At 71.4% G+C, this 23,400-nt stretch carries 21 protein-coding genes and 1 tRNA gene; 14 read left to right on the top strand and 8 right to left on the bottom strand.

Features of this window, described 5'->3' with window-relative positions; all coding sequences use genetic code 11:
* Nucleotides 1–50: 50 nt before the first annotated feature.
* Nucleotides 51–503: a DUF3052 domain-containing protein gene (locus ACEZDG_RS11835; RefSeq protein WP_380506707.1), complete on the bottom strand. Its 453-nt coding sequence runs from the start codon at nucleotides 501–503 to the stop codon at nucleotides 51–53.
* Between the two features lie 565 nt (nucleotides 504–1,068).
* On the opposite strand from ACEZDG_RS11835, the gene aceE reads away from it, so the two are divergent.
* From aceE to ACEZDG_RS11820, 3 genes are all read left to right on the top strand, one after another.
* Nucleotides 1,069–3,819 carry a pyruvate dehydrogenase (acetyl-transferring), homodimeric type gene (gene aceE / locus ACEZDG_RS11830; RefSeq protein WP_380506704.1) on the top strand — a complete coding sequence of 917 codons (2,751 nt, stop codon included), beginning with the start codon at nucleotides 1,069–1,071 and terminating at the stop codon, nucleotides 3,817–3,819.
* Between the two features lie 183 nt (nucleotides 3,820–4,002).
* Complete coding sequence (locus ACEZDG_RS11825; protein ID WP_380506701.1) at nucleotides 4,003–4,770, top strand: G1 family glutamic endopeptidase; 768 nt, start codon at nucleotides 4,003–4,005, stop codon at nucleotides 4,768–4,770.
* A gap of 245 nt (nucleotides 4,771–5,015) precedes the next feature.
* Complete coding sequence (locus tag ACEZDG_RS11820; protein ID WP_380506698.1) at nucleotides 5,016–6,224, top strand: alpha/beta hydrolase; 1,209 nt, start codon at nucleotides 5,016–5,018, stop codon at nucleotides 6,222–6,224.
* 30 nt (nucleotides 6,225–6,254) lie between these two features.
* On the opposite strand, the gene ACEZDG_RS11815 is transcribed toward ACEZDG_RS11820, so the two are convergent.
* Complete coding sequence (locus tag ACEZDG_RS11815; protein ID WP_380506695.1) at nucleotides 6,255–7,268, bottom strand: aldo/keto reductase; 1,014 nt, start codon at nucleotides 7,266–7,268, stop codon at nucleotides 6,255–6,257.
* A complete protein-coding gene (locus ACEZDG_RS11810) occupies nucleotides 7,265–7,678 on the bottom strand; it encodes a MerR family transcriptional regulator (RefSeq protein ID WP_380506692.1) in 414 nt (137 codons plus the stop codon). The genes ACEZDG_RS11815 and ACEZDG_RS11810 overlap by 4 nt, the downstream gene beginning before the upstream one ends.
* A 69-nt stretch (nucleotides 7,679–7,747) precedes the next feature.
* On the opposite strand from ACEZDG_RS11810, the gene ACEZDG_RS11805 reads away from it, so the two are divergent.
* On the top strand, nucleotides 7,748–8,581 hold the full coding sequence (locus ACEZDG_RS11805) for a serine hydrolase domain-containing protein (protein ID WP_380506689.1): 834 nt from the start codon (nucleotides 7,748–7,750) through the stop codon (nucleotides 8,579–8,581).
* 18 nt (nucleotides 8,582–8,599) lie between these two features.
* Here ACEZDG_RS11805 and ACEZDG_RS11800 read toward each other — a convergent pair whose 3' ends face one another.
* On the bottom strand, nucleotides 8,600–9,352 hold the full coding sequence (locus ACEZDG_RS11800) for a pirin family protein (RefSeq protein ID WP_380506686.1): 753 nt from the start codon (nucleotides 9,350–9,352) through the stop codon (nucleotides 8,600–8,602).
* 237 nt (nucleotides 9,353–9,589) lie between these two features.
* Between ACEZDG_RS11800 and ACEZDG_RS11795 the strand changes: the two genes are divergently transcribed.
* The 7 genes from ACEZDG_RS11795 (at nucleotide 9,590) to ACEZDG_RS11765 (ending at nucleotide 15,771) form a co-directional block, all read left to right on the top strand.
* Nucleotides 9,590–10,786 carry a PucR family transcriptional regulator gene (locus tag ACEZDG_RS11795; RefSeq protein WP_380506933.1) on the top strand — a complete coding sequence of 399 codons (1,197 nt, stop codon included), beginning with the start codon at nucleotides 9,590–9,592 and terminating at the stop codon, nucleotides 10,784–10,786.
* 103 nt (nucleotides 10,787–10,889) lie between these two features.
* A complete protein-coding gene (locus ACEZDG_RS11790) occupies nucleotides 10,890–11,840 on the top strand; it encodes an ACP S-malonyltransferase (protein WP_380506683.1) in 951 nt (316 codons plus the stop codon).
* Nucleotides 11,837–12,871 carry a beta-ketoacyl-ACP synthase III gene (locus tag ACEZDG_RS11785; RefSeq protein WP_380506681.1) on the top strand — a complete coding sequence of 345 codons (1,035 nt, stop codon included), beginning with the start codon at nucleotides 11,837–11,839 and terminating at the stop codon, nucleotides 12,869–12,871. The genes ACEZDG_RS11790 and ACEZDG_RS11785 overlap by 4 nt, the downstream gene beginning before the upstream one ends.
* A gap of 85 nt (nucleotides 12,872–12,956) precedes the next feature.
* Complete coding sequence (locus ACEZDG_RS11780; RefSeq protein ID WP_030251060.1) at nucleotides 12,957–13,199, top strand: acyl carrier protein; 243 nt, start codon at nucleotides 12,957–12,959, stop codon at nucleotides 13,197–13,199.
* A gap of 119 nt (nucleotides 13,200–13,318) precedes the next feature.
* Entirely contained in the window at nucleotides 13,319–14,584 is a 1,266-nt protein-coding gene (gene fabF / locus ACEZDG_RS11775) for a beta-ketoacyl-ACP synthase II (protein ID WP_380506678.1), read from the top strand.
* A 138-nt stretch (nucleotides 14,585–14,722) separates the two neighbouring features.
* Nucleotides 14,723–15,328, top strand: coding sequence for a TetR/AcrR family transcriptional regulator (locus ACEZDG_RS11770; protein ID WP_380506675.1), 606 nt, complete (start codon nucleotides 14,723–14,725; stop codon nucleotides 15,326–15,328).
* Nucleotides 15,325–15,771 (top strand): hypothetical protein, encoded by a 447-nt coding sequence (locus ACEZDG_RS11765; protein WP_380506672.1) that lies wholly within the window; start codon nucleotides 15,325–15,327, stop codon nucleotides 15,769–15,771. Before ACEZDG_RS11770 ends, ACEZDG_RS11765 begins: the two co-directional genes overlap by 4 nt.
* A 42-nt stretch (nucleotides 15,772–15,813) precedes the next feature.
* Here ACEZDG_RS11765 and ACEZDG_RS11760 read toward each other — a convergent pair whose 3' ends face one another.
* The 4 genes from ACEZDG_RS11760 to ACEZDG_RS11745 form a co-directional block, all read right to left on the bottom strand.
* A complete protein-coding gene (locus ACEZDG_RS11760; protein WP_380506669.1) occupies nucleotides 15,814–17,793 on the bottom strand; it encodes a S53 family peptidase in 1,980 nt (659 codons plus the stop codon).
* Nucleotides 17,794–18,409: 616 nt separating this feature from the next.
* Nucleotides 18,410–18,904 (bottom strand): DUF3145 domain-containing protein, encoded by a 495-nt coding sequence (locus tag ACEZDG_RS11755; RefSeq protein ID WP_380506666.1) that lies wholly within the window; start codon nucleotides 18,902–18,904, stop codon nucleotides 18,410–18,412.
* 595 nt (nucleotides 18,905–19,499) lie between these two features.
* Nucleotides 19,500–19,844 carry a hypothetical protein gene (locus tag ACEZDG_RS11750; protein ID WP_380506663.1) on the bottom strand — a complete coding sequence of 115 codons (345 nt, stop codon included), beginning with the start codon at nucleotides 19,842–19,844 and terminating at the stop codon, nucleotides 19,500–19,502.
* Nucleotides 19,845–19,915: 71 nt separating this feature from the next.
* Nucleotides 19,916–20,938, bottom strand: coding sequence for an NADP-dependent oxidoreductase (locus ACEZDG_RS11745; protein WP_380506660.1), 1,023 nt, complete (start codon nucleotides 20,936–20,938; stop codon nucleotides 19,916–19,918).
* A gap of 95 nt (nucleotides 20,939–21,033) precedes the next feature.
* On the opposite strand from ACEZDG_RS11745, the gene ACEZDG_RS11740 reads away from it, so the two are divergent.
* The 3 genes from ACEZDG_RS11740 (at nucleotide 21,034) to ACEZDG_RS11730 (ending at nucleotide 23,254) form a co-directional block, all read left to right on the top strand.
* Nucleotides 21,034–21,480, top strand: a complete 447-nt coding sequence (locus tag ACEZDG_RS11740) for a MarR family winged helix-turn-helix transcriptional regulator (protein WP_380506657.1) — start codon at nucleotides 21,034–21,036, stop codon at nucleotides 21,478–21,480.
* Between the two features lie 151 nt (nucleotides 21,481–21,631).
* Nucleotides 21,632–23,116 carry a glycosyltransferase 87 family protein gene (locus ACEZDG_RS11735; RefSeq protein WP_380506654.1) on the top strand — a complete coding sequence of 495 codons (1,485 nt, stop codon included), beginning with the start codon at nucleotides 21,632–21,634 and terminating at the stop codon, nucleotides 23,114–23,116.
* Between the two features lie 64 nt (nucleotides 23,117–23,180).
* Nucleotides 23,181–23,254, top strand: a tRNA-Ile gene (locus ACEZDG_RS11730).
* The last annotated feature ends 146 nt before the right edge of the window (nucleotides 23,255–23,400 follow it).

The raw sequence follows: 23,400 nt of genomic DNA, 5'->3' as shown, positions 1-23,400 counted from the left end.
GCCGGACGCCGACCGGGCGGTCGACTGCGTAGAAGTGCTCCGTCAGGCCGTCAGCGCTGACCTGCCTTGGCGTTGGCCGCCTTGGGGGTGGCCAGCCGAACGGCCTGCCAGTCCTTGCTGACAGAGACGGTGCTGGTCTGGGAGAGGCCCGCGGTCTGCGCCGCCTCGGCGATGTCGCTCGCCTCCACGTGCCCGGTACGCCCGGTCTTGGGGCTGAGCAGCCAGACGAGGCCCCCCTCCACCAGGTACTCCTGGGCATCGACAAGGGCGTCGGTGAGATCGCCGTCCTCGCTGTCCTCGCGGAACCACATCAGCACGGCGTCTGCGACGTCGTCGTAGTCCTCGTCGACGAGTTCCGTTCCGGTGAGGTCCTCCACGGCCTCACGCAGATCCTGGTCGACGTCGTCGTCGTAGCCGAGCTCCTGGACCACCTGTCCGGGCTGGAAACCCAAGCGATTAGCCGGGTTGGACCTGTCCTCCGCGGGGTCCGCGGTCGCGCTCACGGGAATTGCCTCCTATATCCGACCCTGTCTCCGGAAGCCAGGGCTGTGGCCGTAGTCCACACGGGCCGGGCGCTCAGCGCAAGTACCCGATCCTCGTTCCTCTGCCTCCAACGATGCGCCGCAACGCGACACGCCGCTGAGCGTGACACACATCACGCCCTTTTGCCCCAGTATCGACAGGTGCGGCGGGTCCGCACAGCGGATTGCCGTCTCCCCTACCCGGGACATCCTCGGCTCACTCCTGGTACTGCCAGTGCGCGCCGGGTCAGCGAAGCGTACGGGAGCACACCCCGGCCGGGCGTAGAGTTCTGGATTGGCCCTCCCCAGCCTTCCCCACCACCACAACGTTGTGGATTGGTCGGGCCCCTCGTCGTAGTCCGCCCGTCACCCCGGGACCGGACTGCAGGACGGGCGCCGGTTTCACCCGAAAGGGGCGCATCCGGACGGAAACGTCCCTGCGCAGCAACCGGTTACCCATGGGTAGAGATGACGTTTCTCGACCTGCGGTCCACGATGGAGGCGGCGCGACACCACCTCCTAGTTCGACCGACAGTGAAGGAACAGCGTGGCTTCCGGATCCGATCGCAACCCGATCATCATTGGCGGCCTGCCCAGCCAGGTCCCGGACTTCGATCCCGAGGAGACCAGCGAGTGGCTGGAATCGCTCGATGCCGCCATCGACGAGCGGGGCCGCGAACGCGCCCGCTACCTGATGCTGCGGCTCATCGAGCGGGCCCGTGAGAAGCGTGTCGCCGTCCCCGAGATGCGCAGCACGGACTACATCAACACCATTGCGACCAAGAACGAGCCGTTCTTCCCCGGCAACGAGGAGATCGAGCGCAAGGTCCTGAACGCGACCCGCTGGAACGCGGCCGTGATGGTGTCCAGGGCGCAGCGCCCGGGCATCGGCGTGGGCGGGCACATCGCCACCTTCGCCTCCTCCGCGTCGCTCTACGACGTGGGCTTCAACTACTTCTTCCGGGGCAAGGACGCGGACGGCGAGTCCGGCGACCAGATCTTCTTCCAGGGCCACGCCTCCCCCGGCATCTACGCCCGCGCCTTCCTGCTGGACCGGCTGAGCGAGCAGCAGCTCGACTCCTTCCGCCAGGAGAAGTCCAAGGCCCCGTACGGTCTGTCGAGCTACCCGCACCCGCGCCTGATGCCGGACTTCTGGGAGTTCCCGACCGTCTCGATGGGCCTCGGCCCGCTCGGCGCGATCTACCAGGCGCGGATGAACCGCTACCTGGAGCACCGCGGCATCAAGGACACCTCGCAGTCGCACGTGTACGCCTTCCTCGGCGACGGCGAGATGGACGAGCCGGAGTCGCTGGGCCAGCTGTCCCTCGCCGCGCGCGAGAACCTGGACAACCTGACCTTCGTGGTCAACTGCAACCTGCAGCGCCTGGACGGACCGGTCCGCGGCAACGGCAAGATCATCCAGGAGCTGGAGTCGCAGTTCCGCGGCGCCGGCTGGAACGTCATCAAGCTGATCTGGGACCGCAGCTGGGACCCGCTGCTGGCGCAGGACCGCGACGGCGTGCTGGTGAACAAGATGAACACCACCGCCGACGGCCAGTTCCAGACCTACGCCACCGAGTCCGGCGCGTACATCCGGGAGAACTTCTTCGGCGGCGACCTGCGGCTGCGCAAGATGGTCGAGGACCTGACCGACCAGCAGATCCAGCACCTGGGCCGCGGCGGGCACGACCACGCCAAGGTCTACGCGGCGTTCAAGGCGGCCCGTGAGCACACCGGCCAGCCGACCGTGATCCTGGCGCACACCGTCAAGGGCTGGACCCTGGGCCCGAACTTCGAGGGCCGCAACGCGACCCACCAGATGAAGAAGCTCACCACCGAGGACCTCAAGCGCTTCCGCGACCGGCTGCACCTGCCGATCACCGACAAGCAGCTGGACGAGGGCTACCCGCCCTACTACCACCCGGGCAAGGACTCGGAGGAGATCCAGTACATGCACGACCGCCGCAGCGAGCTGGGCGGCTACATGCCGACCCGCAAGGTGCGCCCGGTCAAGCTGCAGCTGCCCGGCGACGACATGTACAAGCTGCTGAAGAAGGGCTCCGGCAAGCAGGAGATGGCCAGCACCATGGCCTTCGTCCGGCTGCTCAAGGACCTGATGCGGGACAAGGAGATCGGCAAGCGCTTCGTACCGATCGCCCCGGACGAGTACCGCACCTTCGGCATGGACTCGCTGTTCCCCTCGGCGAAGATCTACAACCCGCAGGGCCAGCAGTACGAGTCGGTGGACCGCGAGCTGCTGCTCGCCTACAAGGAGTCCCCCACCGGCCAGATGCTGCACGACGGCATCTCCGAGGCCGGCTGCACCGCCTCGCTGATCGCCGCCGGGTCGTCCTACTCGACCCACGGCGAGCCGCTGATCCCGGTCTACGTCTTCTACTCGATGTTCGGGTTCCAGCGCACCGGCGACCAGTTCTGGCAGATGGCCGACCAGCTGGCCCGCGGCTTCGTGCTCGGCGCCACGGCCGGCCGGACCACCCTGACCGGTGAGGGCCTGCAGCACGCGGACGGCCACAGCCACCTGCTGGCCTCGACCAACCCGGCCGTGGTCGCCTACGACCCGGCGTACGGGTACGAGATCGCCCACATCGTGCAGGACGGCCTGCGCCGGATGTACGGCAGCAGCGCCGAGTTCCCGCACGGCGAGGACGTCTTCTACTACATGACGGTCTACAACGAGCCGATGCGGATGCCCGCGGAGCCCGAGAACGTCGACGTGGAAGGCATCCTCAAGGGCCTGTACAAGGTGGCCCCGGCCACCGGCGGGCAGATCCCGGCGCAGATCCTCGCCTCCGGCGTGGGCGTGCCGTGGGCGCTGGAGGCGCAGCGGCTGCTGGCCGAGGAGTGGAACGTCAAGGCGGACGTCTGGTCGGCGACCTCCTGGAACGAGCTGCGCCGCGACGCCATCGAGGCGGAGGAGTTCAACCTGCTCCACCCGGAGGAGGAGCAGCGGGTCCCGTACGTCACCAGCAAGCTGACCGGCTCCGAGGGCCCGTTCGTGGCGGTCTCCGACTGGATGCGCGCGGTGCCGGACCAGATCTCGCGCTGGGTCCCGGGCCAGTGGCAGTCGCTGGGCGCGGACGGCTTCGGCTTCGCCGACACCCGTGGCGCGGCCCGTCGCTTCTTCCACATCGACGCCCAGTCCGTGGTGCTCGCCGTGCTCACCGAGCTGGCCAAGCAGGGCAAGATCGACCGCACCGCGCTGAAGGCGGCCATCGACCGCTACCAGCTGCTGGACGTCTCGGCGGCGCACCCGGGCGCGGCCGGCGGCGACGCCTGACCGGGCGGCGCAGCCCGCAGCACAGCCTGTAGAGACCTCCGCCCGTCGGCTTTCGGCCGCCGGGCGGAGGTTTTTGGCCATTCGGAAGTCTTCACAAAGAAACCACTCTGCGGGGTGTCAGGGAGCGCTACCTTGTCGGAACTCCGACAATCTCGGGGAAGCCCCCACGCGACAAGGAGCACCATGTCGACGACCCGTCGTGCCACCGCTCTGTCCGCCACCCTGCTGGCCGTGCTCGGCGCTGCCGCCCCCGGCGTGGCCACGGCCGCCCCCAGCCTGGTCAACGCCCCGATCCAGCTGTCCGCGACCGGCCACCACGCGGTCCCGCAGATCGGCGGGATCCGGAACAGCACCAGCTCCAACTGGTCCGGCTATGCCGCCACCGGAGCCAAGTTCACCAGCGTCACCGCCAGCTGGGTCCAGCCCACCGGCCACTGCACCAGCGCCACCACCTACTCCAGCTTCTGGATCGGCCTGGACGGCGACGGAAGCAACTCGGTCGAGCAGACCGGCAGCGAGGTCGACTGCTCCGGCGGCTCCCCGCAGTACTACTCCTGGTACGAGATGTACCCGGCCTACCCGGTCAACTTCCCCGGCACGGTCCGCCCCGGCGACCACTTCACCTCCTCGGTCACCGAGAGCGGCAGCGGCTCCTTCACGCTCAAGCTCTCCGACACCACCCAGGGCTGGAGCAAGACCGTCACCAAGACCCTCCGCAACGCCGCCCTGGCCTCGGCCGAGGTGATCGCGGAGGCGCCCTCCAGCAGCTCCGGCGTGCTCCCGCTGACCAACTTCGGCACGGCGTCCTTCACCAGCGCCACCGCCAACGGCCAGCCGATCGGCAACTTCTCCCCCGACAACATCACCATGGGCTCGGGCTCGACCACCAAGGCCACCACTTCCGCGCTCTCCGGCGGCAACGCCTTCTCGGTGACCTGGAAGCACAGCTGACACCCGGCCGGCACCGCCGTACGGGCCGTCGCTCCCACCCGGGGGCGGCGGCCCGTACTGTTGTGAAGCAGCGGTGAATCTCTTAGCCCGAATGGTGCTGGTTGTGACGGTTGTCGCAGTTTAGTTACCCGTCGTACACCGTACGCAGCACCGCGGAGCGCTTAGGCTGACGCAGAGCCACTTCAGCAAGACCTCCGGGCCAGGCCCGTTCGACGGTCGCCGGAAGCCCTAGGAGAAACACGCGTATGCGGTTCAGGCGCACCCTGATAGCGGCGATGGTCTCCTTCACTGTGCTGGCGGGCACCGGCGCCGCCGCGGCGGGGGCGGCCGTCTCCGACGAGCAGATCGCGATCACCACCCCGCCGGCGGGCAGCAAGGCCTGGGCCCAGGACCACTGGCTCGGCCGCACCATGCCGGACCCGGCCACCGCGAAGGCCACCGAGGTCGCCGCGTTCTTCGCCTCGCTGACCGGCGCCGAGCAGCAGCGGCTGGTCCGCACGTACCCGCTGGTCGTCGGCAACTTCGACGGAGCCCCGACCGCCCTGCGCTACCAGGCCAACGCGCTGGCCATGGAGCAGGAGCTGGCCCGGCAGAAGGACCGGGCGGCGAACCCCGCGCTCAGCGGCGTGCAGCGCTCGGTCGCGGCCGGACAGGTCGCCACGCTCAACAAGCTGCTGGTCCCCGGCCGCCAGTTCCTGGTCTTCGACCCGCGCGGACGCGGCCTGGTCGCCGAGGTCTACGGCGACCTCGCCACCGCCCAGCGGGTGTCCGTCCTGGTCCCCGGCTCGGACATGGACCTGCAGCACTTCGACCGCGGCGACACCGCCACCCCGCTGAAGGGCGCGGCCGGCATGGCCCAGGCGCTGCGCGCCGAGGAGCAGCAGGTCTCCCCCGGCACCGGCACGGCGGTCATAGCGTGGTCCGGCTACGTCACCCCGGTGGGCCTCGGCGCGGACGCCGCGACCGCCCGGCTGGCCGAGGCCGCCGCGCCCCGGCTGGAGCGGCTGCTGGCCGGCCTGGCGCTGACCTCGCACCCGGACGCCGCGCCGACCCTGCTGTGCCACTCCTACGGCTCGGTGGTCTGCGGCATCGCCGGACCCGAACTGCACTCCGCGCTGGGCATCAGCGACATGGTGGTCTTCGGCAGCCCCGGCATGGACCAGCCGGACGCCGCCGCGCTCGGCGACGGCGTCCGGCTGTGGGCGACCGCGCGCAACCCCGGCGACTGGATCGGCAACGTCCCGTACCTGGAGGTCGCCGGGCTCGGCCACGGCGCCGACCCGACCAGCCCCGACTTCGGCTCCCGGGTCATCGCCTCGACCGGCGCGGTCGGCCACACCGGCTACCTCGACCCCGGCTCGGCCAGCCTGCGCAACTTCGCCGACATCGCCCTGGACCGCTACCGCGACGTGGTCTGCGGCAACAACAACGGCGGCTGCATCAGCGGGCTGTAGCGCTCCGGGGCGGTGAGGCTGCGGCTGCCGCTACTCGCGGGCGGCCGAGGTGCTGCTCATGTCCGGGTAGCGGTCGCCGGTGACCTGCGCGGCGATCGGCTCCAGCGCGGCCAGTTCCTCGGCGCTCAGCCGCAGCGACGCCGCGGCGGTGTTCTCCTCGAGACGGCTGCGCTTCCTGGTGCCCGGGATCGGCACCACGGTCAGCCCGTGCACCTCCGCCTGCTGCTGCACCCAGGCCAGTGCGACCTGGGCCGGAGTCGCGCCGTGCGCGGCGGCGATCTTGTGGACCGGGGTGAGCAGCGCCGCGTTGTGCGCGGCGTTGTCGCCGGTGAACCGGGGCTGGTAGTTCCGGAAGTCGCCGCCGCCCAGCTCGGCGGCATTGGCGAAGGCCCCGGTCAGGAAGCCGCGCCCGAGCGGCGAGTAGGGCACGAAGCCCACCCCGAGCTCGGCGGCGGCGGAGACCGCGCTGCGCTCCACGTCGCGGGAGAACAGCGACCACTCCGACTGCAGCGCGGTGATCGGGTGCACCGCGTGCGCCTCGCGCAGCTCGGCCCCGGTGACCTCGGACAGGCCCAGGTAGCGCACCTTCCCGGCCTGGACGAGCTCGGCCATCGCCCCGACCGACTCCGCGAACGGCACCTCAGGGGTGTGCCGGTGCATGTAGTACAGGTCGATCACGTCCACCCCGAGCCGGCTCAGGCTGGCGTCCACGGCCTGCCGGATGTAGGCAGGGTCGTTGCGCACCGAGCGGTAGGTCGGGTCGTCCAGGCGGCGCTCGATGGCGAACTTGGTCGCCAGCACCACCCGGTCCCGGTTCGCCCGGACGAACGGGCCGATCAGCTTCTCGTTCTCGCCGTTGCCGTAGATGTCGGCGGTGTCGAACAGGGTGACGCCCAGTTCCAGGGCCCGGTCCAGGGTGGCCAGTGCCTCGGCGGTGTCGGTCTCGCCGTAGAACTCACTCATTCCCATGCAGCCGAGGCCCTGGATCCCGACGACGGGACCGTCGGTGCCGAGGGTGGTGCTGGGGACGGTGCTGCTGCTCATGGCTGCTGCCTCTCCGCATAGATGTCGATCTTGTAGTCGATGATCAGCAGGGTGGCCTGCAGATCCGCGATCCGCTGCCGCACCTCGTCCCGGTGCCGCACCAGCAGTTCCTGCCGGGCGGCCTCGGTGTGCTCGCCCTCCCGGCGCAGGTTGGCGTAGCGGACCATGTCGGCGACCGGCATGGCGGTCAGCCGCAGCTTGCCGAGGAAGTCCAGCCAGCTCAGATCGCGCTCGCTGAAGCGCCGCTGGCCCGAATGGGACCGGGCCGGGTGCTCCAGCAGCCCGATCCGCTCGTACCAGCGCAGGGTGTGCGCGGTCAGTCCGGTCCTGGCGGCCACCTCGCCGATGGTGTAGCGCGGGGTGTCCTCGGGTTCCGGCTGTTCGACTGCGACCGCCAGTGACATCGACATGCCCCGAACCTACCTAGTTGGAGTGCACTCCAAGCAAGCGCCGCTCCCGGGCTCGCTAGTCTGTCCGGTATGGACAGCCTGTTGATGATCGACAAGTGGCCGGTACCCACGGCGGCGGCCGCAGTGGTGCGAAGGGACGGGACGCCCGCCGGGGAGCGCGGCCCGCAGCAGCACCCCTTTCCGCTGGCCTCGGTGACCAAACCGCTGACCGCCTGCGCGGTCCTGGTCGCGGTCGAGGAGGGGGCGCTGGAGCTGGACCAGCCGGCCGGGCCCGAGGGCTCGACCGTGCGCCACCTGCTGGCCCACACCTCCGGACTGGCCTTCGACGAGCACCGGCAGATGGCCGCACCCGGCACCCGCAGGCTCTACTCCAACGCCGGCTTCGACGTGCTGGCCGAGACCCTGGAGAAGGCCACCGGCATCCCCTTCGCCCGCTACCTGGCCGAGGCCGTGTTCGAGCCGCTGGGCATGGCCGACACCAGGATCGACCCGGCCGCCGCCAGCCCGGCCGGGGCCGGCGGTATCTCCACCGCCGCCGACCTGTCCCGCTTCGTCGCCGAGCTGCTGGCGCCCACCGTGCTGCACCCGACCACCCTGGCCGAGGCCACCTCGGTGGCCTTCCCCGGCCTGGACGGGGTGCTGCCCGGCTTCGGGCACCAGCGTCCCAACGACTGGGGCCTCGGCTTCGACCTGCGCGACCACAAGGCCCCGCACTGGATGGGCGCCGCCAGCGCCCCCACCGCCTTCGGCCACTTCGGGCAGACCGGCACCTTCCTCTGGGTGGACCCGGTCGCCGGGGCCGGCTGCGTCACCCTCACCGACCGCGCCTTCGGGGCCTGGGCAGCCGAGCTCTGGCCGCCGTTCACCGACGCGGTGCTGGCCGAGCTCCCCCGCCTGCCGTAGCCGGCCATTGACGGGCCGTCAGCCGAAGCGCAGGGCCGATCCCATCACCCACAGCAGCGCCTCCACCCCGGCGGGTCCTGCCACCGGGTCGACCGGCTCCGCGGGGCCGCTGAGCCGCAGGCTGTCGCCCGGGCCCAGCTCCCGGCCCACCCCGCGCGGCCCGGTCGCGGTGCGGAAGCCGAGGCCCCCGCGCACCAGGTGCAGATAGCGGTACGCGGCGGCCGGGAGCGCCGGCAGCGGGGCGTACGGGCCGAGCCGGAGCAGGTGCAGGGCGGCGTCGGCGCGGCGCAGCTCCGTCCCCTCGGCGAGCGGGTGCAGCCCGGGACCGGCCGGCGCGGCGCGCAGGCCGTAACGGGGCGGGGCGCCGAACTCGTCCGGCTGCAGCCAGAACTGGACGAAGCGCACCGGGCCCTCGGCGCCGCCGACATTGCCCTCGCTGTGCCGCACTCCCGCGCCGGCGCTCAGGTACTGCACCCGGCCCGGGCGGACCACGGCCGCGTGCCCGTGGTCGTCCCGGTGCGAGAGCGCGCCCTCGACCACCCAGCTGACGATCTCGGTGTCCCGGTGCCGGTGCGGGGCGAAGCCGGCGCCGGGCGCCAGGGTCTCCTCGTTGCAGGCCAGCAGCGCCCCGAAGTGGGTGTTCTCCGGGTCGTAGTGCCCGGCGAAGGAGAACGCGTGGCGGGTGTCCACCCCGTCCTCGGGCGCGGACCGGTAGCGCTGGTCGGCGCGGTGCACGGTCAGCGCGGCCGGGGGCGGGTCGTGGTCAGCCATGCGCCGACGCTACCGTCCGCGCCGCCCGCTGTGACCGTTGCCACGCAGCTGGGGCGCGCTGCTCGGCGCACTTCGCGCCCTCGGTAGGGCAGTCTTGTGCCTGTGCCAGCCGCCCCCGCCAAGAAGCCCGCCAGGACCGCCTCCGCCTCGCCCGCGAAGAAGGCCGCCGCGCCGCCCGCCGCCGAGCCCGCCGCGGGCGACCCCCCCGCGCGCCGCGGCTCCCCGCGCGGCACGGCCATAGAGCGGCGGACCGCCGCCGAGCGGGCCGAGCGGCATGCCGCGACCCTGAAGCGGCTCGAACGCGCCTCGGGCAAGCTGTCCACCGCGGCCATCGCCCGGATGGACGAGCAGCTGTCCTGGTACCGCAACATGCCGCCGGAGCACCGCTCCTGGATCGGCCTGGTGGCCCAGGCCGGCATCGCCGCGTTCACCGAGTGGTTCCGCCACCCGGAGGCCCCGCAGGCGATCAGCACCGATGTCTTCGGCACCGCCCCGCGCGAGCTGACCCGGGCGGTGACGCTGCGGCAGACCGTGGAGATGATCAGGACCACCATCGAGGTGGTCGAGGAGGCCATCGACGAGGTGGCCTCCCCCGGCGGCGAGGACGGGCTGCGCGAGGCGGTGCTGGTCTACGCCCGGGAGATCGCCTTCGCCACCGCCCAGGTGTACGCGCAGGCCGCCGAGGCCCGCGGCGCCTGGGACGCCCGGCTCGAGGCGCTGGTGGTGAACTCGCTGCTGTCCGGGGACGCCGACGAGGGCGTGCTGTCGCGGGCGGCGGCGCTCGGCTGGGGCTCGCCGGACCGGGTGATGGTGGTGATGGGCAGCGCCCCGGCCGGGGACAGCGAGCTGGTGGTGGAGGCGATCCGCCGGGCCGCCCGGCACGCCAAGCTGCACGTGCTGACCGGGGTGCTGGGCGCCCGGCTGGTGGTGGTGGTCGGCGACGGCGGGAAGAACCCGGACCGGATCTGGGACCCGGTCCCGGCCGCCCGGGCGCTGATCGGCCAGTTCGCCGCCGGACCCGTGGTGATCGGCCCCACCGTGGGCGACCTGCTGTCCGCGACCAGCTCCGCCCAGGCCGCCGCGGCCGGGCTGCGGGCCTGCGCGGCCTGGCCGGACGCACCGCGCCCGGTACTGGCCGACGACCTGCTGCCGGAACGGGCGCTGGCCGGCGACCAGGCGGCCCGGCAGCAGCTGGTGGAGGAGATCTACACCCCGCTGGACGAGGCCGGCTCCGCCCTGCTGGACACCCTCTCGGTCTACCTGGAGCAGGCGTCCTCGCTGGAGGGCGCGGCCAGAATGCTGTTCGTACACCCCAACACCGTCCGCTACCGCCTGCGTCGTGTGACCGATGTCACCGGTTATGCGCCCAGCGACGTCCGTTCCGCGTTCACGCTGCGCATCGCCCTGGCCCTGGGACGACTCCAGGCAGCCTGACCTGCGCAGTTGAGCGACTGTAGGGAACCCACAACCAGGGGTTCGGTTCTTCGTCTCCGTCCCCACCCGCGCGAGGTGGCCCCAGCGAGAGAAGGTTGGTTTCGTGCTCGTTATCGTTGCTCCCGGACAGGGGGCCCAGACGCCAGGATTCCTCGCCCCGTGGCTCGAGGTGGACGGTGTGGCCGACCGGCTGCACTGGTGGTCCGCCGTGGCCGGGCTCGACCTGGTGCACTACGGCACCGAGGCCGACGCCGACACCATCAGGGACACCGCGGTCGCCCAGCCGCTGCTGGTGGCCGCCGGGATGGCGGCCGGGTCGGTGCTGTTCCCCGGGTCCGGCTCGTCGCTGACCGGCCGGGTGGGCGCGGTGGCCGGGCACAGCGTCGGTGAGATCACCGCCGCCGCCTTCGCCCGGGTGCTCACCCCCGAGCAGGCCGTCGCCTTCGTCCGGCAGCGCGGCCTGGCCATGGCCGGCGCCGCGGCCGAGACCGCCACCGGGATGTCCGCCGTCCTCGGCGGCGACCCGGACGAGGTGGCCGCGAAGATCGCCGAGCACGGCCTGACCGCGGCCAACAACAACGGCGGCGGCCAGATCGTCGCGGCCGGGACGCTGGAGCAGCTCGCCGCGTTCAAGGCGGACCCGCCCGCCAAGTCCAAGGTGATCGCGCTGTCGGTGGCCGGGGCGTTCCACACCCACCACATGACCGCGGGCGTCGAGCGGCTGGCCCGGCTGGCCCCCGGCCTCACCGTGCGGGACCCGCGCACCGCCTATGTCTCCAACGCCGACGGCAAGGCCATGGACGGCGGCGCCGAGATCCTGGGCCGACTGGTGTCGCAGGTGTCCAACCCGGTGCGCTGGGACCTCTGCATGGAGGCGCTGGAGCGCCTGGGCGCCACCTGCGTGATCGAGGTCCCACCTGCTGGGACGCTGACCAACCTGGTGAAGCGCAACCTCAAGGGGGTGGCTACCCTCGCTCTGAAGACTCCGGACGACCTCGACAAGGCCCGCGAGTTGATCGCTGAGCACGCCGCACCCGAGGGGACTCCGTCATGACACAGCCAGCACAGATCCGGCCCAGTACCGGTGCCGCGTTCTCCCGGATCATGGGTGTGGGCGGCTACCGCCCGGTCCGGGTGATCCCCAATTCCGAGGTGCTGAACTGGATCGACTCCTCGGACGAGTGGATCCGCACCCGCAGCGGCATCACCGAGCGCCGCTGGGCCGGGCCCGAGGAGACCGTGGCGGAGATGTCGGTGCAGGCCGCCGCCAAGGCCATCGCCCAGTCCGGCATCGCCCCCGAGCAGATCGGCGGCGTGATCGTGGCCACCGTCTCGCACCTCAAGCAGACCCCGGCCATCGCCACCGAGATCGCCCTGCGGCTCGGCTGCGGCACCGCCCCCGCCTTCGACATCTCGGCCGCCTGCGCCGGCTTCGGCTACGGCCTGAGCCTGGCCGACGGCATGATCCGCAGCGGCAGCGCCGAGTACGTCGTGGTGATCGGGGTGGAGCGGCTGTCCGACCTCACCGATGTGACGGACCGTTCGACCGCCTTCATCTTCGGCGACGGGGCCGGCGCGGTCGTGGTCGGCCCGTCCGAGACCCCCGGCATCGGCAAGGTGATCTGGGGTTCCGACGGCGCCCAGAAGGACGTGATCTCGCAGACCCAGGCCTGGGACACCGCCTTCGCCAAGCCGGACGCCGTCAACGGCACCGGCGCCGAGGTGAAGTGGCCGGCCCTGCGGATGGAGGGCCAGGCGGTCTTCCGCTGGGCCGTCTGGGACATGGCCAAGGCCGCCCAGCGGGCGCTGGACGCCGCCGGGATCACCGCCGACCAGCTCGGCGCGTTCATTCCGCACCAGGCCAACATGCGGATCATCGATGCGATGATCAAGGCGTTGAAGCTGCCGGAGACGGTCCCGGTCGCCCGGGACATCGCCGAGACGGGCAACACCTCGGCCGCCTCGATCCCGCTGGCGATGGAGCGGATGCTGCAGACCGGCGAGGCCAAGAGCGGCGACCTGGCCCTGATCATCGGCTTCGGCGCGGGGCTGGTCTACGCGGCGGCAGTGGTTACCCTCCCCTGACGGGACCGCCCGGTCCCCCCACCAGACGACCGTGGCCCGCATTCCGGCGGGACACGGAGAGTGCACAACACGAAGGAGTGCCGACATGGCCACCAAGGACGAGGTCCTTTCCGGTCTCGCGGAGATCGTCAACGAGATCGCCGGGATCCCGGCCGAGGACGTCGAGCTGGACAAGTCGTTCACCGACGACCTGGACGTCGACTCGCTGTCCATGGTCGAGGTCGTCGTCGCGGCCGAGGAGCGCTTCGGCGTCAAGATCCCGGACGACGAGGTCAAGAACCTGAAGACCGTCGGCGACGCCGTGGACTTCATCCTCGCCAACAGCTGAGCCTCACCCCTCAGTCGGTGCTGTCCTCCGGCCGCTCTCGGCGGCCGGGGGCGGCCCGCACCACCCAGCCAACCGACCAGACCCGGCAGTAGACGCAGACAGACGTGGGAGACACAGCAGTGACCAACGACAACCGCACCGTGGTCGTCACAGGGATCGGCGCTTTCACGCCGCTCGGCGCCGACGCCGCCTCCACCTGGGAGGGCCTGGTCAACGGGCGCTCCGGAGTGAGGCCCCTGACCGAGGCATGGGCGGCGGACATCCCGGTCCGGATCGCCGCCCGCACCGCCGTCGACCCCGGCGAGATCATCCCCAAGCACCAGGCCCGCAAGCTGGACCGCTCAGCGCAGTTCGCGCTGATCGCAACCCGCGAGGCCTGGGCCGACGCCGGCTTCGAGACCCCGGCCACGGCCGAGGGCTCGACCGTGGACCCGGACCGGCTCGGCGCGGTCGTCGCCTCCGGCATCGGCGGCGTGACCACCCTGCTCGACCAGTACGACGTGCTGAAGGAGAAGGGCGTCCGCAGCGTCTCCCCGCACACCGTGCCGATGCTGATGCCGAACAGCCCGGCGGCCAACGTCGGTCTGGAGATCGGCGCGCGGGCCGGCGTGCACACCCCGGTCAGCGCCTGCGCCTCCGGCGCGGAGGCCATCGGCTACGCCGTCGAGATGATCCGCACCGGCCGCGCCGACGTCGTGGTCGCCGGCGGCACCGAGGCGGCCATCCACCCGCTGCCGATCGTCGCCTTCGCCAACATGATGGCGATGTCCAAGAACAACGAGCACCCGCAGGCCGCCTCGCGCCCCTACGACAAGGCCCGCGACGGCTTCGTCCTGGGCGAGGGCGCCGGCATCGTGGTGCTGGAGTCCGCCGCGCACGCCGCCGCCCGCGGCGCCCGGGTGTACTGCGAGGCCGTGGGCCAGGGCCTGTCCTCGGACGCCCACCACATCGCGCAGCCCGAGCCGACCGGCGCCGGCATCGCCCGCGCCCTCGCCCACCTGTTCGAGTCCACCGACCTGGCCAAGGAGGAGGTGGTGCACCTCAACGCGCACGCCACCTCGACCCCGCAGGGCGACGTGGCCGAGATCAAGGCGCTGCGCAAGGAGCTCGGCGACCATGTCGACCACATCGCGGTGTCCGCGACCAAGTCGATGACCGGCCACCTGCTCGGCGGCGCCGGCGGCATCGAGACCGTCGCCACCGTGCTGGCGCTGTACCACCGGACGGCCCCGCCCACCGTCAACGTGGACGACCTGGACCCGGAGGTCGACGCCGACATCGTCATCGCCGAGGCCCGCAAGCTGCCCGAGGGCCCGATCGCGGCGCTCAACAACTCCTTCGGCTTCGGCGGCCACAACGTGGTCCTGGCCTTCCGCCGCGACTGACCCGCAGACACCCCCAAGGCCCGGCCCGGTACCCACCGGACCGGGCCTCTGCGTTTCCCTTGCAGTCCGACCCCCGCACTCCCTACTATTTGAGCACTCGCTCAGTTTGAGCGGGCGCTCAAAAGTTGAGGGAGAGGCATGGCCAAGGGCCGGAGTTCGGACGACACCAAGGCTGCGCTCGTCGAGGCGGCCATCGCCGCCCTGCGCGAGAACGGTTTCGCCGGGGCCAGCGCACGGGAGATCGCCCAGCGGTCCGGCTGCAACCAGGCGCTGATCTTCTATCACTTCGGCACCGTCTCCCAGCTGCACCTGGCCGCCCTGGACGCGGTGAGCGCGGCCCGCGACACCCGCTACCGGGCCATGGTGGAGGAGTCGCACGGACTCTCCGCCCTGGTCCGCGCCGCGCGGGCGGTGTTCGACGAGGACCTGGACCAGGGGCATGTCACCGTCCTGGTCGAGATGATCGCCGCCGCCCAGTTCAACCCGGAGCTGCGGCCGGAGGTCGCCGCCCGGATCCGCCCCTGGCGCGCCTTCGCCGCCGACTCGATGAAGGACGCCCTGGCCGGCTCCCCCGCCGCCCGGCTGCTGCCGCCCGACGAACTGGCCCACGCCGTGGTGGCGATGTACCTGGGCCTGGAGATGCTCGCCAACCTGGAGGGGGAGCGCGAACCCGCGCTGGCCCTGTTCGACCGGGCCGGGAAGATCGCCTCCCTGCTCGACATCTTCAAGAGGAGACGCAAGTGAGCGCCGTGAAGGTCGATCGTGCCTGGCTCTGGTTCGCCGCCTGGCTGCTGCTCGGGGCCGGCTGGTGCCTGGCCCTGCTGACCGCCCTGACCATAGGGGTCTTTGTCGCGCCGGTGGTGCTGGCGGCGACGGCCCTGCTGCTGTGGCGGGCCGGGAAGCGCTCCGCCGTGGGGCTGCCGGGGCTGGTCTCCGGCCCCGCCCTGCTGCTGTTCTTCGTCGGCTACCTCAACCGCGGCGGCCCCGGCGACGTCTGCACCGCCGACGGCACCACCTGCACCGAGGAGTGGGACCCGACCGGCTGGCTGGTCGCCGGATCGGTGCTGCTGCTGGCCGGGGTGGCGCTGTTCCTGGTGCTGCGCCTGGTGCTGCGCCGCCGGGCCCGCCGGAGCGGAACGCGCCGGAGCCCGGCGGGTGGTCCCGCCGGGCTCCGGTTCACCGCGTGAGCGTTGCCTCCCGCGTGAGTGTGCTTACCGCGTGAGCTGCCGTCAGCCGTTCTTGAACGACTTCAGGTAGGTCTCGGTCGGCGAGCCGACACCGGTAGCGCTGTCGTAGCCCTTGACCGCGGTCAGACCGTAGTCACGGCCGAAGGCGATCAGACGGGCGCGCAGGGTGCCGTCCACGATGCCGGCGTCGAAGACCGCGCTCAGCGGGGGCTGGCCCTTGACCGCCGACTCGTTGACGACGTCGGTGTAGGACTTGCCACCGGCCCGGGAGTAGATCGCCGGGTTGGCGAAACCGAGCGGACGGCCGCCGTGGGCCTGGATCGCGTCGGCCTGGACCGCGGAGAACTCCGGCGCCGAGACGCTGGTGCCGCCGTAGCCGCCCTCGCTGTAGGCAGCTCCGTCGGAGATGCCGACCAGGACCGAGGTGTAGAGGTCACCGTTCATCGAGATGTCCGGGGTGACCCGCTGGGCGGTGTCGCTGTGGACACCGGTCTGCAGGGTGTGCGCCAGCGCGCTGGGAACGACCGGGCCCTGGTACCAGGGCTGGGCGAAGTCCTGGCTGACGCCGCCGCCACCACCGAAGTAGAAGGCGCCGGGCAGCGGGCTCCAGCCCTTCTGGTCGGCGGTCAGCGCCGAACGCAGGGTGCCCATGTCGGTCTCGAAGCCGTAGTCGCCCTTCTTCGAGGAGATCGCCAGCGCGGTACCGCCGACGCTGGTGACCCACTGGGACGAGTCCGGCCAGTTGGCCTGGGCCTCGGTGGTGGTCGGGTCGCAGTTCGCACCGGTGGCCGCGGCCCCCGGGGAGCTGTCGCCGCAGTCGCCCGCGGAGAAGTCGAACCCGATGCCCTCGATGGCGCCCTGCTGGAAGATCTGCTCGTAGGCCGCGATCAGCTCCGGCGGGTAGTCCCCGTTGACCGAGCTGTGCATGATCTCGCCCCAGGAGTTGGAGACGACATCGGCCAGGTGGTTGTCCACGACGTTGGCCAGGGCAGCGCCCAGGTCGTCGTCGGTGCAGGAGTTCGCGCCCACGTAGACGACCTTGGCGTCGGGCGCGAGCCCGTGCACCATCTCGACGTCCAGCGCCTCCTCGGGGGCCCAGCCGGCGGCGCCGCCGCAGGCGTCCACGTTGTTCCACTGGTCCGGGGTGACGATCTCGGAGTACTGGCCCGGCTTGAAGGCCTTGTCACCGTGGTTGGTGGAGTACTGGTTGGCGTCCGCCTCCATCGTGCTGGAGCCGAAGGCGTCGATGATGGCCACCGTGGCGCCCTTGCCGGTCAGACCGGAGGCGGTGATGCCGTACGCCTTGCGCAGCTGCGACGGGTAGAACGAGCACTGGTCGAACGAGGTCTTGGCGACGTAGCCGTACGGCGCGCCCTTGGCCGCCTTCTGGCCCCAGTAGTCGGAGCAGGTCGCGACCGTCGGCAGCCCGGTCTTGCTCGGCTTGGCACCGGCGCCCTGGGCGGCGGTGTTGACCGAGATCGACTGCGGCTTGGCCGCGGGGGTCACCGTGGCCAGGCCCACGACGCCGATGACGTCCGAGGCGACGGCGGCCGGGATGACCGCGTTGGCGGTCGGCGCGTGCACGGTCTTGCCCTTGAGCTTGTACTGGTGCAGCGAGGTGCCGAAGGCCCGCTTGATCGCCGCGGTGTTGCCGCTGACGGTGATCGCGTGCTCGGTGGTGCTGCCGATCTTGAGGCCGGCGCCGGTGAGCCAGTCCTGCACGGCCTTGATCTGGGCCGGAGTGGCCAGGAACTTGGCCTTGGCCTGTGCGGCCGTGAGGAACTTGCCGTAGGAGGCGTTGCCGGGAGAGGAGACGGCCTTGGCATAGGCCGCGAGCGCGGCCGGGTCCTGCCCGTTGAGGTACACAGTGGCTGAGGTCACGGCGTTGGCCGCGACCGCGCCCTGGTCCGCCGAGGCGGTGGCCCAGGCGGGGCGGGTGCCCGCCAGTACCTTGGCCTTGGCGGCGACCGGGGCCGCCTGGGACGGAACGGCGAGAGCAAGGGCACCGGTGGCGAGGGCCATGGAGGCGACCGCCGCGGTGGCTATACGTGCTCGTCGGCCATGGTTGGACTGGTGATCGGTAATGACGACTCCAGGAGTGAGGGCCCGTCAGGACAAGTGCTCCGTACGAATCACATGAACGCTCGTTCGGAACGCCACTGTGATGTGTACACGGGTCAAGAATTGCGGCGCAAGGGGTTGCGGAGAACTGGTGCGGCAACTGCCACCACTGGCAGTGGATGCAACACAGGGTTTACACGGGTGCGACCTGACCGTCCGTCAACAGGATGATCTCTGTCGATTATCGGACAACTGCGGGTCGGCGGGGGTGTGGATGTGGCAAACGAGGGGTTGCCAGGGGGCTTCGAGGCCCTCCGTAAAAGGGATGTACCAGGACATCACGACGGGCCCGGACGGCCCGAATCACCCCAGGTTGCACTTGGATCACAGCGCTGAGCGGCAGCCGGAACGGCTGCGGAAGCAGCCCCTCCGTTTGTGTCGGAGGGCCGGGCGGGCGGGCCGCCGGACGGCGGGGCGGGCGGGTCGTGGGGCGGGCGGTCGGGCAGGGCGTCGGACGGCGGTGCGGGCAGGGCGTCGGACGGACGGGCGGGGCGTGGGGCGGCGGGCCGGACGGCTGTCAGACCACCTGGTGCAGCCAGCGCACCGGGGCGCCCTCGCCCGCGTGCCGGAACGGCTCGAGCTCGTCGTCCCAGGGCTTGCCGAGCAACCGGGAGATCTCGGCCTCGAGGTCGGCCTGACCGGTCTCGGCGCGCAGCAGCGCGGTGCGCAGCCGCCCCTCCGGGATCAGGATGTCGCCGTGGATGCCGGTGACCGCGTGGAAGATGCCGAGATCGGGCGTGCTGCTGTAGCGCTCGCCCTCGCAGCCGGCCGACGGGTCCTGGGTCACCTCGAAGCGCAGCAACTGCCAGCCGCGCAGCGCGGACGCCAGCCGCGAGGCCGTGCCGGGCTCACCCTGCCAGGAGCACTCGGCACGCCAGGTGCCGGGAGCGACCGGCTGGCGAATCCAGTCGAGGCTGACCCGCACGCCGAGCACGCCTGCTGCGGCCCACTCGACATGGGGGCAGAGCGCACGTGGCGCGGAGTGCAGGTAGAGAACTCCACGAGTCGTCACCGGGACCTCCAATGTGGTGCGAGGGGCGCCTTCCCCAGCGGCCTCGATGCCCACGTCCGGTTGCTCCTGGTGGTGTCAGTACGTCACCACAGGGATGACTACCCGAGGTGACATTCTGTAAACACTAAGCGATCAATAATCTCGACAAATCGGACTAACTCTCACTCATCGTGGCCAAAACCAGGCCGACTTGGTCAATCCGAAGAGAAGTTGAGCGCTCACCGGAATGCTGAGGAAACGGTACCGCGCCCGGGCCCGCCGTGGGTGTCGGTCCCGCTGAACCACCCGAAAGCACGCGCATCCCGCCCCGGAAGAGTGGGATTCGCGTGCTCATCGGATGGTCGTCAAAGCCGATCTACCGCCGACCGCAGGGTCGGGGGGCGGGTCCTGCTCCGTCATCAGACTGACCCTCCGTCAAACCTCCCGCACCGGCCCCTGCCCGGAGCCGACGACATTGACCGGGCGGCGCAGCCCCCGGCCACGGTGAACTCGTTCACCGGGACGCCGGCCTGCTCGAACGCCTCGACCTCGGGGACGGTGGTGCGCGTGGCCAGGCGAAGATGTCGCCCACCCCGCTCTGCCCCGGGACCGCGGTTTAGTCGGCGGCCTCGATCCAACGGTCGGCGGCGGCGTACAACTCCGTTCCCTGATCAAGCAGTTGCATCACCTTGGCGTACTGCCACTCGCCGGAGACCTTCCCGCCGTAGTTAGGCGTGCGGACGCCCGGCCGGGCCGGGCAGCTCGGACAGCGGGGTGCCGTGGCGCCGACGCCGACGACCTGGTCGGGTCCGACCCCGGCCTGCGCGAGCGCGCGTGGCACAGCCTCGCGCAGCAGCACCTCCCGCCAGTCGTCCGGCACCTGCGGCGCCCAGTCCGGCGGCAGCACAATGCTCCGGTCGGGCAGCACCCGGTCGACAACACCGTGGCGGTACTCGTGCACCGCCCCGGGGGTGGGCAGGGGCGACCCCAGGAACTGTTCCGGGAACCGCCCCCGCCGTCAGCCGACCCGTGTCAGCCGGTGACCCTGACCAGCATCTTGCCGGTGTTGCTGCCGCGCAGCATGCCGAGGAAGGCGTCCACCGCGTGCTCGAAGCCGTCCACCACGGTCTCGTCCGCCACCAGGCGCCCGTCGCGCAGCCAGCCGCCGACCTCCTCGACGAACTGCGGCTGCAGCGCGTAGTGGTCGCGCACCAGCATGCCCTGGAGCCGCAGCCGCTTGCCGATCGCCAGCGCCAGGTTGCGCGGGCCGACCGGCGGCTCGGTGCTGTTGTACTGGGCGATGGCGCCGCAGAGCACCGCACGTCCGTGCACGTGGAGCGCACCGATCGCCGCCTCCAGGTGCTCCCCGCCGACGTTGTCGAAGTAGACGTCGATGCCCTCGGGGGCGGCCTTGGCCAGCTGCTCGGCGACCGGGCCCGCCTTGTAGTCGAACGCGGCGTCGAAGCCGAGCTCCTCGGTCAGCCGGCGGACCTTCTCCGGCGATCCCGCGCTGCCGACCACCAGCGAGGCGCCGCGCAGCTTGGCGAACTGGCCGACCATGCTGCCGACCGCCCCGGCCGCGCCGGAGACGAAGACGGCCTCGCCCGGCTTGAAGGAGCCGACCTCCAGCAGACCCGCGTAGGCGGTGAGACCGGTCATCCCGAGCACGCCGAGGAAGGACTGCAGCGGCAGCGCGGCGTCCACCTTGACCGCCTGGGACGCGTCGAGGGTGGCGTACTCGCGCCAGCCGAGCCCGTGCAGCACCGGGTCGCCGACCGCGAAGCCCTCGGCCGCCGAGGCCACCACCCGGCCGACCGCGCCACCGTCCATCACCGCGCCGAGCTGGAACGGCGGAGCGTAGGACTTGACGTCGTTCATCCGGCCGCGCATGTAGGGATCGACCGACAGGTACTCGTTCCTGACCACGATCTGCCCTGCCTCCGGCGCCTGCACCGGTGCTTCCACCAGCGCGAAGTCCTCCGGGACCGGCCAGCCGGACGGCCGCGCCGCCAGGTGCCACTCGCGGCCGGTCGCGGGCAGGGTCTGCTCAGCCATGTCTCGACATCCTTTACTTCATCGTTCATTGATTACTTCAAGTAACTGTGCAGCCAAAAGCTTCACCATGTCAAATATTCAGCTAACCTTTCGGCATGTCACAACCCCAGGATCCGCTCACCCTCGAGGTGGTCGACCTCATGGCGAACCTCGTCGCCCTCTTCCACAAGGAGTACGAGGAGGCCGCCGCCGCCCGCTCACTGACCGGCGCCCAGGCCAAGGTATTGGCCCTGCTGCGGCGCGGACCGATGCCGATGCGGCAGATCGCGCAGACCCTCGCCTGCGAGCCGTCCAACATCACCGGCATCGTGGACCGGCTGGAAGCCCGCGGCCTGGTGGCCCGGCAGCCGGACCCGGACGACCGCAGGGTCAAGCGGGTGGCCGCCACCGAGGCCGGACGCGTCGCGTCCGAGGAGCTCAGGGAGTCGCTGCACTTCGCCCGCACCCCGCTGGCGGGCCTCGCCCCGGACGAGCGGGGCCAGCTGCGGGACCTGCTGCGCCGCATCGTCGACGGCGCGCAGCGGCCGGCCCGCTCCGCGTAGCCCGCACGGCCCGGACGGCTCCGCGTAGTCCAGAAGGATGAGAGGGCTCCCCCGGCTTGGGGGCGCTACTGTCCGAGCCCCCCGCTAGGCTCCCGTGGACGAAGGATCTGGCAAAGCGGGCCAGGTCGCAACGGCAGCCGGAGGCGGGGACGTGGCGGGGGAAGCAGTACGCGAAACGGCGGTGGACGGCAGTCGACCCGCCGAATCCGCAGCTCAGGAACCCCGGAGGTCACAGGAGCCGCAGCGATCCGCAGGCATCCCGAGCGCCCGGACCCCGACCGGCTCCGGGAGCCCGGCAAGTTCCCGGACCCCGGCCAACCCCTGGATCCTCGCGAGACCCGGGAGACCCACCCGCAGGGCCTGGGTCCTGGTCACGGTCGGCACCCTGCTGTCCCTCGCGCTCTACGGCTTCGTCCGGCACGCCGTCGGCGTCGACATGGTCGACATGGTGGTCTACCGCGCCGAGGGGAACACCGTCCGGCACGGCACCGACCTCTACACCATGGTGGTGCCGAAGTTCGACCTCGTCGCCACCTACCCGCCCTTCGCCGCGCTGATGTTCGTGCCGACCACGTACTTCCCGGTCGAGGCGCTGCGGGTGCTGGTCACCGCGATGAACCTGCTGCTGCTCGGGGCCGTCGCCCTGTTCTCCTTCCGCCTGGTGGGCTGGCCCGGGCGGAACGTCCGGCCGATAGCCGCGGTCGCCCTGGTCGGCGTCGGCATCTGGCTGGAGCCGGTCTGGGCCACGCTGAAGTACGGTCAGATCAACCTGCTGATCGCATGCCTGGTACTGGCCGACCTCACCCGCCCGGACCACGCCCGCAGCAAGGGCCTGCTGATCGGCATCGCCGCGGGCCTGAAGCTCACCCCCGGCGTTTTCGGCGTCTACCTGCTGCTGACCGGCCGCCCGCGCGCGGCGCTGGCCTCCTTCGGCGGCTTCCTCGGCACCGCCCTGCTCGGCTGGATCGCCCTGCCGAACGCCTCCGAGCGCTTCTGGACGCACTACCTCTACGACTCGCACCGGGTCGGGGTCACCCACATCCCCGACAACCAGTCACTTCGCGGCGCCCTGGCCCGGCTGCTGCACGAGCGCGACCCGGGGCTGTCCTGGGCCGTCCTGGCCGCCGCCGTCGCGCTGATCGGCCTGGGCACAGCGGTGTACGCCACCCGGAGCAACCGGCACGTGCCGCGCGCCGAGGCCTGGGGTGTGGTCTGCGCCGCCGTCACCGCCCTGCTGATCTCCCCCGTCAGCTGGACCCACCACTGGGTCTGGTGCGTGCCCGCGCTGGTCCTGCTCACCGCCGAGGCGGTGACGGAGCAGCAGCGCCCGCGCGGCGCACGCCACCTGCGCTGGCGGCTGATCCTGGCCGGCGGCCTCGTCACCTTCCTGGGGTACGGCATGTGGCTCACCCCGCACAGCCCTCGGCGCAGCATCGCACTGCAGTTCTGGCAGCAGCCGATCTCCTCGATCTACGCCGTCTTCGGCCTCCTGCTGCTTGGTGTGGCGCTGGCCCGCGCGGTCCGCAGGAACCGGGCGGCCTCCGCCGCAGGAAAGATCAGAAGCACGGAACCTCCCGCGCGGCCCACGCGTCTCACCAGCTATGCTGCGGCGAGCGGTCCACACGCGGGCCGCTAGTCCTGATGTACGACGATCAACTGGAAAGATCGTCCGTACGGTCGGTACTGTGTGCGAATGGCCCGGGGCGGTAGCTCAGCCGGTTAGAGCAGGGGACTCATAATCCCTTGGCCGTGGGTTCGAGTCCCACCCGCCCCACTCGGTCGCAGCCCAGTTCAGCACCCCTGAACTGGGCTTTTTGCTTCGGGGGCGGGCGGCGGAATGGGGCCTTGCTGGACCGCTGCCGGCCCGAGCGTCAAGCGATCATGGCTTCCGGTCGGATCCAGCCACCCTGGAAGCCCATG

The sequence above is a fragment of the Streptacidiphilus alkalitolerans genome (assembly GCF_042511045.1).
GTDB classification, from domain to species: Bacteria; Actinomycetota; Actinomycetes; order Streptomycetales; family Streptomycetaceae; genus Streptacidiphilus; species Streptacidiphilus alkalitolerans.
Note: the sequence above shows the minus strand (reverse complement) of the source record. Positions and strands in the feature narration are given on the sequence as shown.

What these genes read in the sequence shown, in the direction of transcription:
- ACEZDG_RS11825 (WP_380506701.1), top strand. Translation starts at nt 4,003, where the DNA reads ATGTCGACGACCCGTCGTGCCACCGCTCTGTCCGCCACCCTGCTGGCC.
- ACEZDG_RS11820 (WP_380506698.1), top strand. Translation starts at nt 5,016, where the DNA reads ATGCGGTTCAGGCGCACCCTGATAGCGGCGATGGTCTCCTTCACTGTG.
- ACEZDG_RS11815 (WP_380506695.1), bottom strand. Translation starts at nt 7,268, where the DNA reads ATGAGCAGCAGCACCGTCCCCAGCACCACCCTCGGCACCGACGGTCCC.
- ACEZDG_RS11810 (WP_380506692.1), bottom strand. Translation starts at nt 7,678, where the DNA reads ATGTCGATGTCACTGGCGGTCGCAGTCGAACAGCCGGAACCCGAGGAC.
- ACEZDG_RS11805 (WP_380506689.1), top strand. Translation starts at nt 7,748, where the DNA reads ATGGACAGCCTGTTGATGATCGACAAGTGGCCGGTACCCACGGCGGCG.
- ACEZDG_RS11800 (WP_380506686.1), bottom strand. Translation starts at nt 9,352, where the DNA reads ATGGCTGACCACGACCCGCCCCCGGCCGCGCTGACCGTGCACCGCGCC.
- ACEZDG_RS11785 (WP_380506681.1), top strand. Translation starts at nt 11,837, where the DNA reads ATGACACAGCCAGCACAGATCCGGCCCAGTACCGGTGCCGCGTTCTCC.
- ACEZDG_RS11780 (WP_030251060.1), top strand. Translation starts at nt 12,957, where the DNA reads ATGGCCACCAAGGACGAGGTCCTTTCCGGTCTCGCGGAGATCGTCAAC.
- ACEZDG_RS11770 (WP_380506675.1), top strand. Translation starts at nt 14,723, where the DNA reads ATGGCCAAGGGCCGGAGTTCGGACGACACCAAGGCTGCGCTCGTCGAG.
- ACEZDG_RS11760 (WP_380506669.1), bottom strand. Translation starts at nt 17,793, where the DNA reads ATGGCCCTCGCCACCGGTGCCCTTGCTCTCGCCGTTCCGTCCCAGGCG.
- ACEZDG_RS11745 (WP_380506660.1), bottom strand. Translation starts at nt 20,938, where the DNA reads ATGGCTGAGCAGACCCTGCCCGCGACCGGCCGCGAGTGGCACCTGGCG.
- ACEZDG_RS11740 (WP_380506657.1), top strand. Translation starts at nt 21,034, where the DNA reads ATGTCACAACCCCAGGATCCGCTCACCCTCGAGGTGGTCGACCTCATG.